Source organism: Isoptericola sp. NPDC019571, assembly GCF_044389385.1.
Lineage (GTDB): Bacteria > Actinomycetota > Actinomycetes > Actinomycetales > Cellulomonadaceae > Isoptericola > Isoptericola nanjingensis.
Genome location: NZ_JBIRXZ010000010.1, coordinates 83,437 through 99,314 on the forward strand (window position 1 = coordinate 83,437; position 15,878 = coordinate 99,314).

The following is a 15,878-nucleotide window of genomic DNA, read 5'->3' on the forward strand; positions in this document are numbered from 1 at the left end:
GAACGGTACCGGGCGCCCTGGGCGTGAGGTGGTGTCAGCCCTCGGTGGACTCGGCGGCCTCGGTGGTCTCCTCGGCGGCCTCGCCCTCCTCGGCCTCCTCGTCCTCGGCGGCGGCCTCGGCGCGCGGCTCGGCGATCTGGACGACGGCGGCCTCGGGGTCGGTGAGCAGCGTGGCGCCCTTCGGCAGCTCGACCTCGCCGGCGGTGACGTGCTGGCCGGCCTCGAGGCCCTCGATGGAGACCTCGACCGACTCGGGCAGGTGGGTGGCCTCGGCCTCGACCGACAGGGTCTGGGCCTCGACGAAGTGGATGGTGCCCGGGGCCGACTCGCCCACGACGTTCACGGTGACGTCGACGGCGATCTTCTCGCCGCGGCGCACGATCAGGAAGTCGATGTGCTCGATGGTGCTGTTCACCGGCGTGCGCTGCACGTCCTTGGCGACGGCGAGCTCGGTCTTGCCGTCCAGCTCGATCGAGAACAGGGCGTTGCTGTGACGCATCGCCAGCATCGTCTGGTGGCCCGGGAGGGTGATGTGCAGCGGGTCCGCGCCGTGCCCGTACAGGACGGCGGGGATCTTGTTCTCGCGACGGATGCGGCGGGCGGCGCCCTTGCCGAACTCGGTGCGGGCCTCGGCGGCGAGCTTGATGTCGGACACGTGGATCACTCCTGGGATGTCTGTGCGTGCCGACGGCCAGAGGGAGCCGTCGGCTGTCCACGAGGGTGTGGTCCCCGCGAACTGCGGTTGCGTCGGCGTGGGACACGTGACGGACGCGATCGAGAGCGCGCCGTGGGAGCACCCGCAGAACGCGGTGCACCGACAGCCGCCCAGTCGATCACGGAAATCCGACGGATCCTGCGCTGAGGGTGGCGGCCGGGTCGCAGGTGCGTGACCTGTACGACCTGGGTGACCGGCGCCCGTCAGACGTCCCTCGCCGAGGCAACCGGACGAGTATAGCCCCCTCGGGGCAGGGCGTGTCAGGCCCGGGCTCAGGGTTGGGCGTGCTCGCCCGTGCGCGCCCGGGCCCGCGACGCGCCGCGGGGGCGGTAGACCACCTGCGCCTGGAAGACGAACCGCACGACGAACGCGACGAGGATGAGCACCGCCTGCACCAGCTCGGGGTGCGGCACGGCGCGCTCGACGATCCACCACAGCAGCAGCGTGCGGACCGCGGCCTCCGTCCCGTTGAAGGCGAAGGACCGCACGAAACGGCCCCAGAAGCCGTGCGCGCCGTCGCGCAGGTCGGCGAAGACGAACCGCTCCTGCAGCAGGAAGTTGATGACGATCGTCACGGCGTTGGCCCAGACGACGGCCGGCAGGTAGTGCACCCCGAGCCCCTGGAGCCCTGCGAGGATCGCGAGGTTGAGCACCGCGCCGAGCGCACCGATCAGCGCGAACGGGGACAGCCGCCCGAACCGCAGGAGGGTGAGCTGCTGCACGTACCGCAGCCCGTTGGCGACGGTGGCCTTGGACCGGCCCGCGAACCGCTCCCCGAAGACGAACGGCTCCTCGACCACGACGAGCCGCTGCCGGGCGAGGATCTCGAGCAGGATCTTGAAGCCGCGCGGGCGCAGCCCGGTCAGGTCGACGGCACCGGGGCGGACGACGAAGAACCCGGTCATCGGGTCGGAGACGTCGCGCAGCTTGACGGGGAACATGGACCGGGCCAGCAGCCCGGACGCCTTGGAGACCCAGCGGCGGTACCGCCCGTCGAGGCCGCCGGCGTCGCCGCGGCCGGTGTACCGGGAGGCGACGACGACGTCGGCGCCGGTCTCGCGCGCGGTGGTGAGCAGCACGGGCACCATCTCGGGCGGGTGCTGCAGGTCGCCGTCCATCACGACGACGCGCTCGCCGGTCGCGGCGCGCAGGCCGGCGACGACGGCGCCCGAGAGCCCGCCGTCGGGCACCTCGCGGTGGATCATGCGCACGGGCAGCGCGGCGGTGGCGGCGACCCGCTCGATGACGGCGGGGGTGTCGTCCTTCGAGTCGTCGACGAACAGGATCTCGACGCCGCCGGGCGCGACGCGGCGCCCTTCGCCGTCGGGGCCGAGCACGGCGGCGAGACGACGGACCAGCTCGGCGACGTTCGGTCCCTCGTTGTAGGTGGGGACCACCACGGTCACGTCCACCGTCATGTCACCGTGCCTCCCTCGGGGACGCCGCGGCCCGGGACGGCGCGCGTCCCGGGCCTCCGGCGTCGCTCAGGCGTTGCCGTCGAACAGGCTCGTCACCGAGCCGTCGTCGAAGACCTCACGGATGGCGCGGGCCACGAGCGGGGCGACGGACAGCACGGTGAGCTTCTCGAACCGCTTGTCGGCCGTGATCGGCAGCGTGTCGGTGACGACGACCTCGGCGGCGCCGCACTCCTGCAGGCGCTGCGCGGCGGGGTCGGACAGCACGCCGTGCGTGGCGGCCACGGTGACGGAGCGGGCGCCCGCGTCCATGACCACCTTGACGGCCTCGGCGATCGTGCCGCCGGTGTCGATGAGGTCGTCGACGAGCACGCAGTCGCGCCCCTCGACCTCGCCGACCACGCGGTTGGCGACGGCCTGGTTGGGGCGGGTGACGTCGCGCGTCTTGTGGACGAAGGCCAGCGGGCAGCCGCCCAGCTTGGCGGCCCACTGCTCGGCGACGCGGATGCGGCCGGCGTCGGGCGAGACGACGGCGGCGTTGGACACGTCCACGCGGGTGCGGACGTAGTCGACCAGGACGGGCATGGCCCACAGGTGGTCGACCGGGCCGTCGAAGAAGCCCTGGATCTGCGGCGTGTGCAGGTCGATGCTGAGGATGCGGTCCGCGCCCGCCGTCCTGAGCATGTCGGCGACGAGGCGGGCCGAGATGGGCTCGCGGCCGCGGCTCTTCTTGTCCTGGCGCGCGTACGCGTAGAACGGCGCCACGGCGGTGATCGAGCGTGCGGAGCCGCGCTTGGCCGCGTCGACCATGAGCAGCTGCTCCATGAGCCACTGGTTCACCGGGGCGGTGTGGCTCTGCAGCAGGAATATGTCCGAGCCGCGCACCGACTCGCTGAACCGCACGTAGGTCTCGCTGTTCGCGAAGTCGTACGCGGACACGGGCAGCAGCTCGATGCCGAGCTCCTTCGCCACGGCCTCCGCGAGCTCCGGGTGCGCCCGACCGGTGGCGAGGACGAGCGTGCGCTCACCGGTGCCGGGGATGAAGTTGTTCATCGCTGCGTGCTTCCTTCGGTCGGGTCGGAACTGTCGGCGGGGGGCACCACCGGGATGGCGCCGGTGAGGGCATTGTGCGCGGCGAGCTGACGCTGCGCCTGGGCACCGAGCTGCCCGCCCGAGCCCTCGGCGCGGGCCCGGGCGGCCGCCTCGGCGGCCGGCGAGCCCGACCAGCGGCGCTCCACCCAGTCGTCGACGTTGCGCTGCTGGGCGCGGGCGACGCCGAGCGCGCCCGCCGGCACGTCCTTGACGATGACGGAGCCCGCGGCCGTGTACGCGCCGTCGCCCACGGTCACCGGCGCGACGAACATATTGTCGGCGCCCGTCTTCGCGTAGGAGCCGATCACGGTGCGGTGCTTCTTCTGGCCGTCGTAGTTCACCGTGACCGACGCGGCGCCGATGTTGGTGTGCTCGCCGATCGTCGCGTCGCCGACGTACGACAGGTGCGGCACCTTCGAGCCCTCGCCGATCTGCGCGTTCTTCGTCTCGACGAAGGTGCCGATCTTGCCCTTCGTGCCCAGCTCGGTGCCGGGGCGCAGGTAGGCGAACGGGCCGACGGACGCGTCCTCCCCGATGACGGACAGCGAGCCGTGCGTGCGCACGACGGTCGCGCCGGGGCCGACCTCGACGTCGGTCAGCGTGGTGTCCGGGCCGATCGTCGCGCCGGACTCCACCTTGGTGGCGCCGTGCAGCTGCGTGCCGGGCAGGAGCGTGACGTCGGGGGCGAGCTCGACGTCGACGTCCACCCAGGTGGTCGCCGGGTCGACGACGGTGACGCCGGCCTGCATCCACTCCGTGAGCACGCGGCGGTTGAGCTCGGCGCCCAGGGTCGCGAGCGCCACGCGGTCGTTGACGCCCTCGACGAGCATCGGGTCGTCGCTGAGCACGGCGCGCACGGCACCGCCCTCGGCCCGCGCGGAGGCGACGACGTCGGTGAGGTAGACCTCTCCCTGCGCGTTGTCGCGGTCCAGGCCGCCGAGCCCGCGGCGCAGCACCGCGGCGTCGAAGACGTAGACGGAGCTGTTGATCTCGCGAATCTCGCGCTGCTCGGGCGTCGCGTCCTTGTGCTCGACGATCGCCAGCACGTCGCCCGTGCCCGCCTCGCGCACGATGCGGCCGTAGCCGGTGGCGTCCGCGACCTCGGTCGTGAGGATCGTGACGGCGTTGCCGTCCTCGTGGTGCGCGGCGAGCAGCTGGCCCAGCGTGGCGCCGTCGAGGAGGGGGATGTCCCCGGCGAGGACGACGACGGCGCCGTCCAGCCCGTCGCCCAGCGGGTGGTCGCCGCCGTTGGCGTGGTCGGCGTGCAGCTCGTCGTCGACGGCGTCGTCGTGCACGAGCTGCGCGGCACGCCCGGCGTGCGCGCGGGCGTCGAGCGCGTCGAGCGCGCACTGCACGGCGCGGCCGGTGCCGGGGATCTCGTCCTGGTCGACGACGAGGGCCGCGGCGTCGATCTGCGCCGCGGCGGCGGCCACGAGGTCGCGCTCGTGGCGGACGACGACCGCCACCTGCTGCGGGTCGAGCTCGCGGGCCGCGGTTATCGCGTGGCCGAGCATGGTCCGCCCGCCCAGGGCGTGCAGCACCTTCGGCGTCGCGGACCTCATCCGCGTCCCCTGCCCCGCGGCGAGGACGACGACGGCCGCCGGACTGGGGTGGGAGGGTGCTGCGCCGGTCGAACCTGCGGCGTCCGGTCCTGTCGAGACCACGAGTGCTCCGTCTCTTCTCGGGTGTGCTCTGTCGATGGTGCCGAGCTCCGCCCCCAGGACTCGAACCTGGACCAAAGGCACCAAAAACCTCTGTGCTGCCGATTACACCAAGGCGGATCGGGCCCCCGGGCCGGGTTCACGCCCCAGCAGGCGCGGCACCGTCGGGCGTCCGTCCTCAGTCTGCCAGGTCCGCACCACCGCCCCGGCACGCGTCCCGCCCCTCGGCGTCCCCGGGCGCCGTGGCACGCGCCACACCCGGCACGCGCCGGAGCTCAGGCGCGGGCCCCGGCGGGGGCCTCGCCGCGCGGCAGCGTCACGGCGAGCTCGAAGCCGTCGGGCACGTGCGCCGCGGTGACCGACCCGCCGTGCGCCTCGACGATGCCGCGCACGATCGCGAGGCCGAGACCGGCGCCGTGGCCGCCGACCTGCCCGTCGACGGCTCCGCCCTCGGGGGCGTCGGCGGTCCGGGCGTCGTTCGCCCGCCAGCCGACGTCGAACAGGTGGCCCAGGTCCGCGACGTCCACGCCGCTGCCGTGGTCGAGCACGCTGACCACCAGGTGGTCGTCGTCCCTCGTGTGCGCGGAGACGAGGATCTCGGTGCCCGCGGGGGCGTGCCGGACGGCGTTGGCGAGCAGGTTCCCGATCGCGCGCGTCAGCTCGCGCGGGTCGGCCCACAGGAGGTGTCCCTCGATCCCGGACTGCGCGATGCGCACGCCGCGACCCGCGGCGGCGGCCTGCACGTCGACGACGGCGTCGGAGACGAGGTCGAGCAGGACGACGAGCTCGCGCTGCAGTCGCAGCGTGCCGCTCTGCAGGGTCGACAGCTCGAAGAGGTCGTCGACCATCGCGGTGACGGTGTCGACCTTGCCGCGGATGGACCGGACGTACGCGTCCCGGTCGGGCGCGACGTCGTCGTCGAGCGCCTCGGTCATGGCGCGGATCCCCGCGAGCGGGGTGCGCAGGTCGTGGGAGATCCAGGCGAAGAACTGGCGGCGGGCGACGTCGAGCCGGTCGATCTCGGCGCGCGCCTGGGCCAGCCGCTCGGAGGTGTCGACGAGCTGGGCGTGCAGGTCGTCGAACTCCTTCCAGCCGGCCGCGGCGGGCGCGACGACGTCGCCGTCCGCGATCCGCCGCGCCGACCGCGTGAGCGTCCCCACCGACCGGCGCACGGCCCGGCTCGTGGTCAGCCACGCCGCGGCAAGGCTCAGGACGGTGGCCACGACGATCACCGCCGTCAGCACGACCAGGTCGTGCGCCGAGATGAACATCTCCACCATGACCGCCACGACCGACGCGACGATCGAGGCGACCGCCGCGCCCGCGACGACGGCCATCTGGGACGCGACCGGCCCGCGCCGGTTCCAGCGCAGCACGACCAGGGCGAGGGCGGTCACCAGGGCCGTGCACACCACCGTGGTCAGGACGATCAGCCCGACGTCGGCGAGCCCGAGCATGCCGTCGAACATCAGCGCTCCCCTGGCCCGGCGGTCATCGGGCGTCCCCTCGCGGCGTGAACCGGTACCCCGCGCCCCACTCGGTGCGCAGGTACACGGGGTAGCGGGGCTCGGGCTCGATCTTCTCCCGCAGCCGCCGCACGTGCACCGTGACCGTGGACGCGTCGCCGAAGCTCCACCCCCACACCTCGCCCAGGACGTCGTCGCGCGCGAGCACCTGGTCGGGGCGCTGCACGCAGTACAGCAGGAGCTCGTACTCGCGGGTCGTGAGCGCGATCTCCTCGCCGCCCCGCCACGCCCGGCGGTGGCCGGGATCGATGCGGAAGTCCCCGACGGTGAACGCGTCCGCCGGGGCGGCCGGCGCCCGGCGCCGCAGCTGCGCGTCGACACGCAGCCGCAGCTCCTTGAGCGCGAACGGCTTGGTGACGTAGTCGTCCGCCCCGCGCTCCAGCCCGGCGATCCGCTGCTCGACGGCGCCGAGCGCGGTGAGCATGATCACCGGCAGGTCCGAGGTGCGGCGCACCTCGCGGCACAGGTCGTCGCCGGTGACCCCGGGCAGCATGCGGTCCACGACCAGCACGTCCGGGAGGTCGGCCCGCAGCGCCTCGCGCGCGCTCTCGCCCTCGCTGTACAGGTCGACGTCGTACCCACCGGCCCGCAGGTAGTCACCGACGACGGTCCGCACGGCCGCGTCGTCCTCCACGACCATCACCCGCGCCCTGCCGCTGCTCATGGACCGACCCTACGCACGGCACCGCACCGCGCGGGCTGTCCTTACACCTCTGAAAGAAACGGCCCGCGGCCGGGGTCGCGGTGCTTGTCTCGGGGTGTTCCATCCCCGAGACGACAGGACACCCTCATGCGTGCGAAGGCACTCGCGACCACCGGGCTCGTCGCCCTGGCCCTCACCCTCACCGCGTGCGGCGCCGACGACGGCGCCGGCTCCGGCGACGACATGACGCCCGCCGCCACCGACTCCATGCAGTCCGACGACATGCAGTCCGACGACATGCAGTCCGACGGCGCCATGGCGCAGCACGGGACGTTCGCCGGGATGAACGACAAGAGCGTCGAGGGCACGGTCACGGTCGAGGGCGACACGGTCACCCTCTCCGGCTTCTCCTCCGACGAGGGCCCCGACCTGCACCTCTACCTCGCGAAGGGCACGGACGAGGCGGCCGTCGAGGCCGGCACGGAGCTGGGAGAGGTCGCGTTCGACGAGGCCGACCAGACGTTCACGATCGACGGCATGGACGGCGGGGACGGCATGGACGGCTACACCGACGTCGTCGTGCACTGCGACAAGGCCAAGGCCGTGTTCGGTGCGGCGACGTTGATGTGACGGCCGCCGTGCCCCGCGAGGCGACCACCACCTCGGCGCGCGTCGCCCCGGCCCTCGGCGGGGCGGCCCGCGTGGCCCTCGGCCTGCTGTGGCTGCACGAGGGGTTCGTCAAGTACCGGGCCGGGTTCGGCGCGGCCGACATCGGGTTCGTCGTCGACGGCGCCGCGAGCAACCCCCGGGTGCCCGGCTTCTTCCAGGCCTTCACGGACCTGGTCCTGGGTGCGGCTCCCGGGCTGTTCGGGGTGGTGATGCCGCTGCTGGAGTCGCTCCTGGGCGTCGCGCTGGTCCTCGGCGTGCTCACGGTCCCTGCCGCCTGGGCGTCGGTCGTCGCGCTGGCGACGTACTGGCTCGCCGACCTGCTGGTCTGGCAGTACCCGGTGATGGTGCTGCTGTCCGCCGTCGTGCTGGCGTTCCCGGCGGCCGCCGCCGCGTGGTCGGTGCCGGCGGTGCGCGCCGTCCTCGCGTCCCGGCGGCACGCCCAGGCACAATGACCCCATGCCCACCGACTCCCGCGCGTCCAAGCGTCCGCCGCGCGCCCGGATGACGGCGAGCCAGCGGCGCGAGCAGCTGCTCGCGGTCAGCCGCGGCCTGTTCGCCGAGAAGGGCTTCGACGGCACCAGCGTCGAGGAGATCGCGGCGCGCGCGGAGGTCTCCAAGCCGGTGGTCTACGAGCACTTCGGCGGCAAGGAGGGCGTCTACGCCGTCGTCGTCGACCGCGAGGTGCGCGCCCTGACGTCCGCGCTGACCGGCGCGCTCGAGGAGGGCGGCCACCCGAAGGTCCTGGTGGAGCGCACGGCGCTGGCCCTGCTCGGCTACATCGAGGCGTCGGAGGACGGCTTCCGCATCCTGGTGCGCGACTCCCCCGTCGCCCAGGCCACCGGCACGTTCTCCAGCCTCATCGGCGACGTCGCCACCCTGGTGGAGCACATCCTCGGCGACCAGTTCAAGGCGAACGGCCTCGACCGCAAGGCCGCGCCGCTCTACGCGCAGATGCTCGTCGGCATGGTCGCCCTCACCGGGCAGTACTGGCTCGACGCACGCAGCCCCGACAAGGCCGAGGTCGCCGCACACCTGACCAACCTCGCCTGGAACGGGCTGTCCGGGATGGTGAAGAAGCCGGAGCTGACGAAGTCCCGCTGACCCCGGCCCCGCGCCGTCACCCCGTTCACGCAACAGCGCCGCGACGAGGTCGACGAGCGCCCGCGGGGCGCCACGCAGCTCCTCCGCTGGTCGACGGCTTCCTACGCGCCCACGACGACGCCTGACCGACGAGCTGTCAGGACCAGAGCCCTGGAGACGTGGCTCTGGCCCTGACAGGTCACTTGCCGTCGAGGTAGCCGTTCGCGTTGATGACGTACTTCGTCGCGGCGCCGGCGTCGAACTCGGCGTACCCCTGCGGGGCCTGGTCGAGGGTGATCGCCTTCGCGTTGACGTTCTTCGCGATCTGCACCCGGTCGTGCAGGATCGCCTGCATCAGCCCGCGGTGGTACTTCATCACCGGGCACTGGCCGGTGGTGAACGCGAGCGACTTCGCCCATCCCGTGCCCAGGCTGAGCGAGAGCGAGCCCTTCTGCGCGGCCTCGTCGATGCCCCCCGGGTCGCCGGTCACGTACAGGCCGGGGATGCCCAGCGCCCCGCCCGCGGCTGTGAGGTCCATGAGCGAGTTGAGCACGGTGGCCGGGGCCTCGTGGTCCGAGTCCGCCCCGTGCCCCTTGGCCTCGAAGCCGACGGCGTCGATGCCGCAGTCCACCTCGGGCACGCCGAGGAGCTGCTCGATCTGCTCGACCGGCCCGCCCTTCGTGAGGTCCACGGTCTCGCAGCCGAACGAGCGCGCCTGGGCCAGCCGGTCGGCGTTCATGTCGCCGACGATCACGACGGCGGCGCCCAGCAGCAGCGCCCCCGTGGCGGCGGCGAGCCCCACCGGCCCGGCCCCCGCGACGTACACGGTGGAGCCGACCTCCACGCCCGCGGTCACCGCCCCGTGGAACCCCGTCGGGAAGATGTCGGACAGCATCGTCAGGTCCATGATCTTCTCGAGCGCCTGGTCCTTGTCCGGGAACCTCAGGACGTTCCAGTCGGCGTACGGCACCAGCACGTAGTTGGCCTGCCCGCCGACCCAGCCGCCCATGTCGACGTACCCGTACGCGCTGCCCGGGCGGTCGGGGTTCACGTTGAGACAGATGCCGGTCTTGCGCTCCTTGCAGTTCTTGCAGCGTCCGCACGCGATGTTGAACGGCACGGAGACCAGGTCGCCCACCTGGACGAACTCGACGTCCCGGCCCACCTCGACGACCTCGCCGGTGATCTCGTGGCCCAGCACGAGGTCCTTCGGCGCCGTCGTGCGCCCGCGGACCATGTGCTGGTCCGAGCCGCAGATGTTCGTCGCGACGGTCTTCAGGATCACGCCGTGCGGCACCTGCCGGCCGACGTTGGCCGGGTTCACCCCGGGGCCGTCCTTGAGCTCGAACGTCGGGTAGTCGATGTCGATGACGTCGACCTCGCCGGGCCCCTTGTACGCGACCGCGCGATTCGTGTCTGCCATGGTGCTCCTCCTTGAACACGGCCGGCCCGGTCTGAGCCGGTCCCCCGACCGTAGGCGCGTCGCGCGTCCCCGGCAGGTCGAGCGCGGGCCGCGTCGCCCGGCTGCCGTTGTGCCCGGCGCGGGGGTCTGCTAGGCCTGCGGGTATGACCCGCGTCACCGTCCGACGCCGCGTCAGGCGCGTCACCATCGGCGGCCGCGCCGCGCGCCGCGAGGACCTGCTCGCCGGCGAGGAGCCGCTGGAGATCCGTGTGGGAGGGCGCTCGTACGCGGTGACGATGCGCACCCCGGGGCACGACGTCGAGCTCGCGACCGGCTTCCTCGTCTCGGAGGGTGTCGTGACCGACGGCGCGCAGGTCGCCGGCGCGCGCTACTGCGCGCCCGGCCCGGCGGCCCCGGTCGAGAACCCGTACAACGTGCTCGACGTCGCGCTGGCCGCGGGCGTCGCCCCGCCCGACCCGGCGCTCGCCCGGGAGTTCTTCACCTCCAGCGCCTGCGGCCTGTGCGGCAAGGCGTCGATCGACGCGGTGTTCACCCGCAGCGCGTTCGGCGTCGCCGACGACCCGGTCCGAGTGGACGCGGCCCTGCTGGCCGCCCTGCCCGACCGGCTGCGCGCCGCGCAGGACGTCTTCGCCCGGACGGGCGGGCTGCACGCGGCGGGGCTGTTCGACGCCGCGACCGGAGAGGCCCTGGTCGTGCGCGAGGACATCGGCCGGCACAACGCCGTCGACAAGGTGGTCGGCTGGGCCGCCGCGGCCGAGATGCTGCCGCTGCGCGGCACGGTGCTCGTGGTGTCCGGGCGGGCGAGCTTCGAGCTCACGCAGAAGGCCATCATGGCCGGGGTGCCGGTGCTCGCCGCCGTCTCGGCGCCGTCGTCGCTCGCCGCGGAGCTCGCGGACTCCGCGGGGCTGACGCTCGTCGGCTTCGTGCGCGACCCGACGCTCGTGGTCTACGCCGGCGAGCACCGCGTGGTCGAGCAGGACAGGGCCGAGCAGGACGGGGACGCAGGGAGGGCAGGGCCCGGCGACGGGCACGACGAGGCTCGCGCGCGCCGCGACCGGAGAGGGGACGCCGCATGACCACACCGCAGCCGGAGGACGTCCGGGACGGGGGCGAGCCACGGGAGCCCCAGCCCGAGGAGGTCCGCCCGCCGAAGACCTGGGCGGCCGGGGTGCCCGGCATCGTGCACGCGCTGGTCCCGGCGCTGCGCGACATGGGGCCCACGCGGACGGCGCGCCTGCTGCTGTCGATGAACCACCGCGAGGGCTTCGACTGCATGAGCTGCGCCTGGCCGGACCCGGACCGGCGCAAGCCCGCCGAGTTCTGCGAGAACGGCGCGAAGGCGGTCACGTGGGAGGCGACGCCGCTCGTCGTCGAGCCGTCGTTCTGGGCCGAGCACCCGGTCTCCGACCTGCTCACCCGCACCGAGCACTGGTTGGGCCAGCAGGGGCGGCTGGTCGAGCCGGTGCACAAGGCCGCCGGGTCCGACCACTACGTGCCCGTCTCCTGGGACGAGGCGTTCGCGATCGTCGCGGACCGGCTGAACGCCCTCGACTCCCCCGACCAGGCGTCGTTCTACACCAGCGGGCGCACGTCCAACGAGGCCGCGTTCGTCTACCAGCTGTTCGTACGCGCCTTCGGGACCAACAACCTGCCCGACTGCTCCAACATGTGCCACGAGTCCACGGGCGCCGCGCTGGGCGAGACGATCGGCGTCGGGAAGGCGACGATCACCTACGACGACTTCGCCCAGGCCGACCTCATCGTGATCATGGGGCAGAACCCCGGCACGAACCACCCGCGCATGCTCACCGCGCTGGAGGAGGCCAAGGAGAACGGCGCCGCCATCGTCGCCGTGAACCCGCTGCCCGAGGCGGGGCTCAAGCGGTACAAGAACCCGCAGACCGTGCGCGGGCTGGCGGGCCGGGGCACCGGGCTGGCCGACCAGTTCCTCCAGATCCGGCTCGGCGGCGACATGGCCCTGCTCCAGGCGGTGTCGAAGCGGGTGCTCGACGCCGAGGCCGCCGCCCCCGGCACGGTCCTGGACCACGAGTTCCTCGCCGAGCACACCTCGGGCCTCGAGGCGCTCACCGCGCACCTGGCCGACCTCGACGAGGACGCCGTGCTGGCGGCGACCGGCCTCACCGGCGCCGAGATCGACGAGCTCGCCGAGCGGTACCTCCGCGCCGAGCGCGTCATCGTCACCTGGGCGATGGGCCTGACCCAGCACACCAAGGCCGTCCCCACCATCAAGGAGATCGTCAACCTGCTGCTCCTGCGCGGGAACATCGGCCGCCCCGGCGCGGGCGCCTCCCCCATCCGCGGCCACTCCAACGTGCAGGGCGACCGCACGATGGGCATCTGGGAGCAGATGCCGGACACCTTCCTCGACTCGCTCGACTCCGAGTTCGGCATCTCGTCTCCCCGTGAGCACGGCCTCGACGCCGTCGGCACGGTGGAGGCGATGGCGGCCGGGCGTGTGAAGGCGCTCGTCGCCCTCGGCGGCAACCTGGTCGGGGCGATCTCCGACACCGGCGCCGCGGAGGCGGCGGTCCGCAGAGCCGACCTCACCGTCCAGATCTCGACGAAGCTCAACCGGTCCCACGCCGTCGTCGGCCGGGAGGCGCTCATCCTCCCCACCCTGGGGCGCACCGACGTCGACCGGCAGGCGTCGGGGGAACAGTTCGTGTCGGTGGAGGACACGGTCTGCGCGGTGCACGCGTCGCGCGGCAAGGTCGAGCCGGTCGCGCCGGGACTGCTGTCGGAGGTCTCGATCGTCACGCGGCTGGCGCGCGCCGTCCTCGGCGCCCGCCCCGGCGGGCAGGGCTCGCCGGACCGCCCCGTGGACTGGGCGGCGATGGAGCGCGACTACGACGTGATCCGCGAGCACATCGCCCACGTCGTCCCGGGCTGCGAGAACTACAACGCCCAGCTGCGGCGGCCGAACGGCTTCCGCCTGCCGCACGGCCCGCGCGACTCGCGCACCTTCCCCACCGACGACGGCCGCGCCCACCTCACCGTCAACGAGCTCGCGCCCGTCGAGTGCCCGCCCGGGCGCCTGCTGCTGCAGACCATCCGCTCGCACGACCAGTTCAACACCACGATCTACCGCCGCGACGACCGCTACCGGGGCATCAAGGGCGGGCGCTCCGTCGTGCTGGTCAACCCCGACGACCTCGCGGCGCTCGGGATCGCGGACGGCACCACCGTCGACGTGCACGGCGAGTACCACGACGGCGTCGACCGCGTGCTGCGCGGGCAACGCGTCGTCGCCTACCCGACGGCGCGCGGGTGCGCCGCGGCCTACTTCCCGGAGGCGAACGTCCTCGTCCCGCTGGGCGCGACGGCCGAGACGAGCCGGACGCCCGTGTCCAAGGCCGTCGTCGTCCGGCTCGAGCCCGCCTGAGGCCGAGGTGGTACGAACCGTGCCGAGGTAGTACCGGCTGTGCCGAGGTAGTACCAGCCCTGCCGAGGTAGTTCAGGCTTCCTGCGCGCGAGGCTCGACGAGGGCCTCGGCGAGCGCGCCGAGGGCCGGCAACGCGCGGAGAGCGGCGTCACGGACGTCGTCCGGCACGGCTCCGAGTCGGCGGGCCCAGAACGCGTTGATGCGGGCGAGGTGCTCGTCGGCCAGCGGGGTCGCGACCAGCCGGACCGTGCGCCCGTCGCCCTCGGTGTGCTCGCGCAGCACGAGCCCGCGCGCCTCGAGCGTGCGCAGGGCGGCGCTGACGTTGCTGCGGGCGAGCCCGGTCGCGAGGGCGATGCGCGACGGCGTCGGACGCGGCGTGCGGTGGACCTCGCGGATCACGGCCACCTCCGTCCCGGTGAGCGGCACGATGTCGCGCAGCTCCGGGGCACGGACGTCCAGGTGGCGGGCCAGCTCGACGAGGACGTCGGCGAGGTCGGCGAGGTCGGGCGTGACGATCGTCTCGTCGGGCATGGTCCGATCCTAGGCTGGCGACATAGTTATAGTTTCATAATCACTTGTCGCCCGGGCCGCGCCCCGGGCGTTCCTCTGCCCGCGCCGTCCGGCCCCCGACCGCGCACGCACCCACCCCAAGGAGCTCCCGTGAGCAGCGCCCCCGCCCTCGCCCCCGACGCCACCGCGTCCCCGCCCGAGCGACGAGCGCTGCGCGGACGCCCCGCGCTGACGCTCGTCGGCGTCGCCTTCGGGCTGTTCCTGGTCGGCCTGGACGCGACCGTCGTCTCGATCGTCAACCCCGCGATCGCCGCCGACGTCGGCACCACGTTCGTCCAGCTGCAGTGGGTGACGCACAGCTACCTCCTCGGGCTGGCCGTCACCCTGATCCTGGCTGGCAAGCTCGGCGACAGGTACGGCCACCGCACGCTGTACCTGAGCGGCCTCGTGCTCTTCACGCTGACCTCGGTCGCCATCGGCCTCTCGACCACCGCGGCGGGGCTCATCACGTTCCGCGTCGTGCAGGGCGTCGCGGCCGGCATCCTCATGCCGCAGACCCTCGCGATGCTGCGCGCCACCTTCCCGCGCGAGAGGTTCGGCATGGCCGTGGGGATCTGGGGCGGCGTCTCCTCGATCGCGATCGCCGTGGGCCCGACGCTCGCCGGCGCGCTCGAGGCGTCGCTCGGCTGGCAGTCGGTGTTCTTCGTCAACGTTCCCGTCGCCGTCATCGGCCTGGGGTACGGGCTGTGCCTGCTCCCGCGCACGAGCTTCCCCGTCACGGGCCGCTTCGACCTGCGCGGCGTCGTCGTGCTGGCGCTCGGGCTGGTCGCCACGGTCTTCGCCATCGTGCAGTCCGAGACCTGGGGGTGGGGCGACGCGCGCACCCTCGGCCTGCTCGCGCTCGGCGTCCTCGTCATCGTCGGGTTCGTCGCCCTGGAGGCCCGCACCGAGGCGCGCACCGGCGACGCCCTGCTGCCGCTGTCGCTCTTCCGCGGGACGACGGTCGGCACCGGCGGGCTGATGATCGCCGCGAACTTCTTCGTGCTGATGGGCTCGACGTTCATCCTGCCGATGTTCTTCATCAACCTGCGCGGGGCCACCGCGCTGGACGCCGGACTGATGCTGCTGCCGATGTCCGCCGTCTCGATCGTGTCCGCCCCGGCCGGCGCCCTGCTCGTCGCACGGATCGGCACGCGCGCGACCGGCACGCTGAGCCTCGGACTCACCGCCGTGGGCCTGCTGGTGCTGCTGACCTCGTCGGCCGGCTCGCCGTACGGCGTCATGGCGGTCGCGTTCGTCGTCCTCGCGATGGGCACCGGGATGACGATCACCGCCGGAGCGGAGGCGATCGTCGGGTCCGCGCCCGTGCACCTGGCGGGGGTCGCGGGTGGCTTCCAGTCCACGTGCATCCAGATCGGCGGCGCGCTCGGCACCGCCGTGATGTCCGCGGTCGTCGCCGCGAACGTCCACGCCGGCACCGCCGGGCTCGGTCTCGACGACCGTGCGCTCCAGGGCCTGGCGCAGGGTTCCGTGCCCACGGGCCTGGACGCCGTCGCGGTCCGCGCCGCGGAGGGCGCCTACGTCTCGGGCGTGCACACCGCGTTCCTGGTCGCCGCCGCCGTCGCCGTCGTCGTCGCCGTCGTCGCGGCCCTCACCCTGCGCCCGAAGCCCGGGCCGAGGTAGTTCGATCCTCGGCACGAGATCACACCCATCAAGATTCTTGACGTCGAGAGACCGGGAG

Annotated in this window: 14 protein-coding genes and 1 tRNA gene; 6 read left to right on the forward strand and 9 right to left on the reverse strand. The window is 73.4% G+C overall.

The annotated features are described in order from the left end of the window. Positions 1-34 precede the first annotated feature (34 nt). The 7 genes from ACH443_RS16990 to ACH443_RS17020 all read right to left on the reverse strand — a co-directional run bounded on the left by ACH443_RS16990 (position 35) and on the right by ACH443_RS17020 (position 7,073). Positions 35-655, reverse strand: a complete 621-nt coding sequence (locus ACH443_RS16990; RefSeq protein WP_429764462.1) for a 50S ribosomal protein L25/general stress protein Ctc — start codon at positions 653-655, stop codon at positions 35-37. Positions 656-987: 332 nt separating this feature from the next. After that, positions 988-2,127 carry a glycosyltransferase gene (locus ACH443_RS16995; RefSeq protein ID WP_430591044.1) on the reverse strand — a complete coding sequence of 380 codons (1,140 nt, stop codon included), beginning with the start codon at positions 2,125-2,127 and terminating at the stop codon, positions 988-990. Positions 2,128-2,199: 72 nt separating this feature from the next. Continuing rightward, entirely contained in the window at positions 2,200-3,183 is a 984-nt protein-coding gene (locus ACH443_RS17000) for a ribose-phosphate diphosphokinase (protein WP_429764461.1), read from the reverse strand. Further along, positions 3,180-4,784 carry a bifunctional UDP-N-acetylglucosamine diphosphorylase/glucosamine-1-phosphate N-acetyltransferase GlmU gene (glmU, locus tag ACH443_RS17005; RefSeq protein ID WP_430590976.1) on the reverse strand — a complete coding sequence of 535 codons (1,605 nt, stop codon included), beginning with the start codon at positions 4,782-4,784 and terminating at the stop codon, positions 3,180-3,182. Before glmU ends, ACH443_RS17000 begins: the two co-directional genes overlap by 4 nt. Positions 4,785-4,931: 147 nt before the next feature. Further along, a tRNA-Gln gene (locus ACH443_RS17010) sits at positions 4,932-5,003 on the reverse strand. A gap of 155 nt (positions 5,004-5,158) precedes the next feature. Next, positions 5,159-6,352, reverse strand: coding sequence for a sensor histidine kinase (locus ACH443_RS17015; RefSeq protein WP_430590977.1), 1,194 nt, complete (start codon positions 6,350-6,352; stop codon positions 5,159-5,161). Positions 6,353-6,374: 22 nt separating this feature from the next. After that, the gene (locus tag ACH443_RS17020) at positions 6,375-7,073 is read right to left on the reverse strand and encodes a response regulator transcription factor (RefSeq protein WP_429764458.1); all 699 of its coding nucleotides are present in this window, start codon (positions 7,071-7,073) and stop codon (positions 6,375-6,377) included. A 126-nt stretch (positions 7,074-7,199) separates the two neighbouring features. Between ACH443_RS17020 and ACH443_RS17025 the strand changes: the two genes are divergently transcribed. The 3 genes from ACH443_RS17025 to ACH443_RS17035 are packed head-to-tail and all read left to right on the forward strand — an operon-like array spanning position 7,200 to position 8,822. Further along, positions 7,200-7,682, forward strand: a complete 483-nt coding sequence (locus ACH443_RS17025) for a DM13 domain-containing protein (RefSeq protein WP_430590978.1) — start codon at positions 7,200-7,202, stop codon at positions 7,680-7,682. Further along, entirely contained in the window at positions 7,679-8,173 is a 495-nt protein-coding gene (locus tag ACH443_RS17030; protein ID WP_430590979.1) for a hypothetical protein, read from the forward strand. The genes ACH443_RS17025 and ACH443_RS17030 overlap by 4 nt, the downstream gene beginning before the upstream one ends. Before the next feature lie 49 nt (positions 8,174-8,222). Further along, entirely contained in the window at positions 8,223-8,822 is a 600-nt protein-coding gene (locus tag ACH443_RS17035; RefSeq protein ID WP_429764647.1) for a TetR/AcrR family transcriptional regulator, read from the forward strand. A 178-nt stretch (positions 8,823-9,000) separates the two neighbouring features. Here the strand turns inward: ACH443_RS17035 and fdhA are convergent, their stop codons facing one another. Continuing rightward, a complete protein-coding gene (gene fdhA, locus ACH443_RS17040; protein ID WP_429764455.1) occupies positions 9,001-10,224 on the reverse strand; it encodes a formaldehyde dehydrogenase, glutathione-independent in 1,224 nt (407 codons plus the stop codon). 143 nt (positions 10,225-10,367) lie between these two features. Here fdhA and fdhD point away from each other — a divergent pair, with 143 nt between their 5' ends. Further along, on the forward strand, positions 10,368-11,300 hold the full coding sequence (gene fdhD, locus ACH443_RS17045) for a formate dehydrogenase accessory sulfurtransferase FdhD (protein ID WP_430590980.1): 933 nt from the start codon (positions 10,368-10,370) through the stop codon (positions 11,298-11,300). After that, positions 11,297-13,627 carry an FdhF/YdeP family oxidoreductase gene (locus ACH443_RS17050; RefSeq protein ID WP_430590981.1) on the forward strand — a complete coding sequence of 777 codons (2,331 nt, stop codon included), beginning with the start codon at positions 11,297-11,299 and terminating at the stop codon, positions 13,625-13,627. The genes fdhD and ACH443_RS17050 overlap by 4 nt, the downstream gene beginning before the upstream one ends. A gap of 72 nt (positions 13,628-13,699) precedes the next feature. Here the strand turns inward: ACH443_RS17050 and ACH443_RS17055 are convergent, their stop codons facing one another. Continuing rightward, positions 13,700-14,158: a MarR family winged helix-turn-helix transcriptional regulator gene (locus tag ACH443_RS17055; RefSeq protein ID WP_429764452.1), complete on the reverse strand. Its 459-nt coding sequence runs from the start codon at positions 14,156-14,158 to the stop codon at positions 13,700-13,702. Positions 14,159-14,287: 129 nt separating this feature from the next. Between ACH443_RS17055 and ACH443_RS17060 the strand changes: the two genes are divergently transcribed. After that, a complete protein-coding gene (locus tag ACH443_RS17060; RefSeq protein ID WP_430590982.1) occupies positions 14,288-15,820 on the forward strand; it encodes an MFS transporter in 1,533 nt (510 codons plus the stop codon). The last annotated feature ends 58 nt before the right edge of the window (positions 15,821-15,878 follow it).

Bases quoted from the DNA above. Each gene is read 5' to 3' on its own strand.
- ACH443_RS17000 (WP_429764461.1), bottom strand. From the start codon at position 3,183: ATGAACAACTTCATCCCCGGCACCGGTGAGCGCACGCTCGTCCTCGCC.
- glmU (WP_430590976.1), bottom strand. From the start codon at position 4,784: ATGAGGTCCGCGACGCCGAAGGTGCTGCACGCCCTGGGCGGGCGGACC.
- ACH443_RS17015 (WP_430590977.1), bottom strand. From the start codon at position 6,352: ATGTTCGACGGCATGCTCGGGCTCGCCGACGTCGGGCTGATCGTCCTG.
- ACH443_RS17020 (WP_429764458.1), bottom strand. From the start codon at position 7,073: ATGAGCAGCGGCAGGGCGCGGGTGATGGTCGTGGAGGACGACGCGGCC.
- ACH443_RS17025 (WP_430590978.1), top strand. From the start codon at position 7,200: ATGCGTGCGAAGGCACTCGCGACCACCGGGCTCGTCGCCCTGGCCCTC.
- ACH443_RS17035 (WP_429764647.1), top strand. From the start codon at position 8,223: ATGACGGCGAGCCAGCGGCGCGAGCAGCTGCTCGCGGTCAGCCGCGGC.
- fdhA (WP_429764455.1), bottom strand. From the start codon at position 10,224: ATGGCAGACACGAATCGCGCGGTCGCGTACAAGGGGCCCGGCGAGGTC.
- fdhD (WP_430590980.1), top strand. From the start codon at position 10,368: ATGACCCGCGTCACCGTCCGACGCCGCGTCAGGCGCGTCACCATCGGC.
- ACH443_RS17050 (WP_430590981.1), top strand. From the start codon at position 11,297: ATGACCACACCGCAGCCGGAGGACGTCCGGGACGGGGGCGAGCCACGG.
- ACH443_RS17055 (WP_429764452.1), bottom strand. From the start codon at position 14,158: ATGCCCGACGAGACGATCGTCACGCCCGACCTCGCCGACCTCGCCGAC.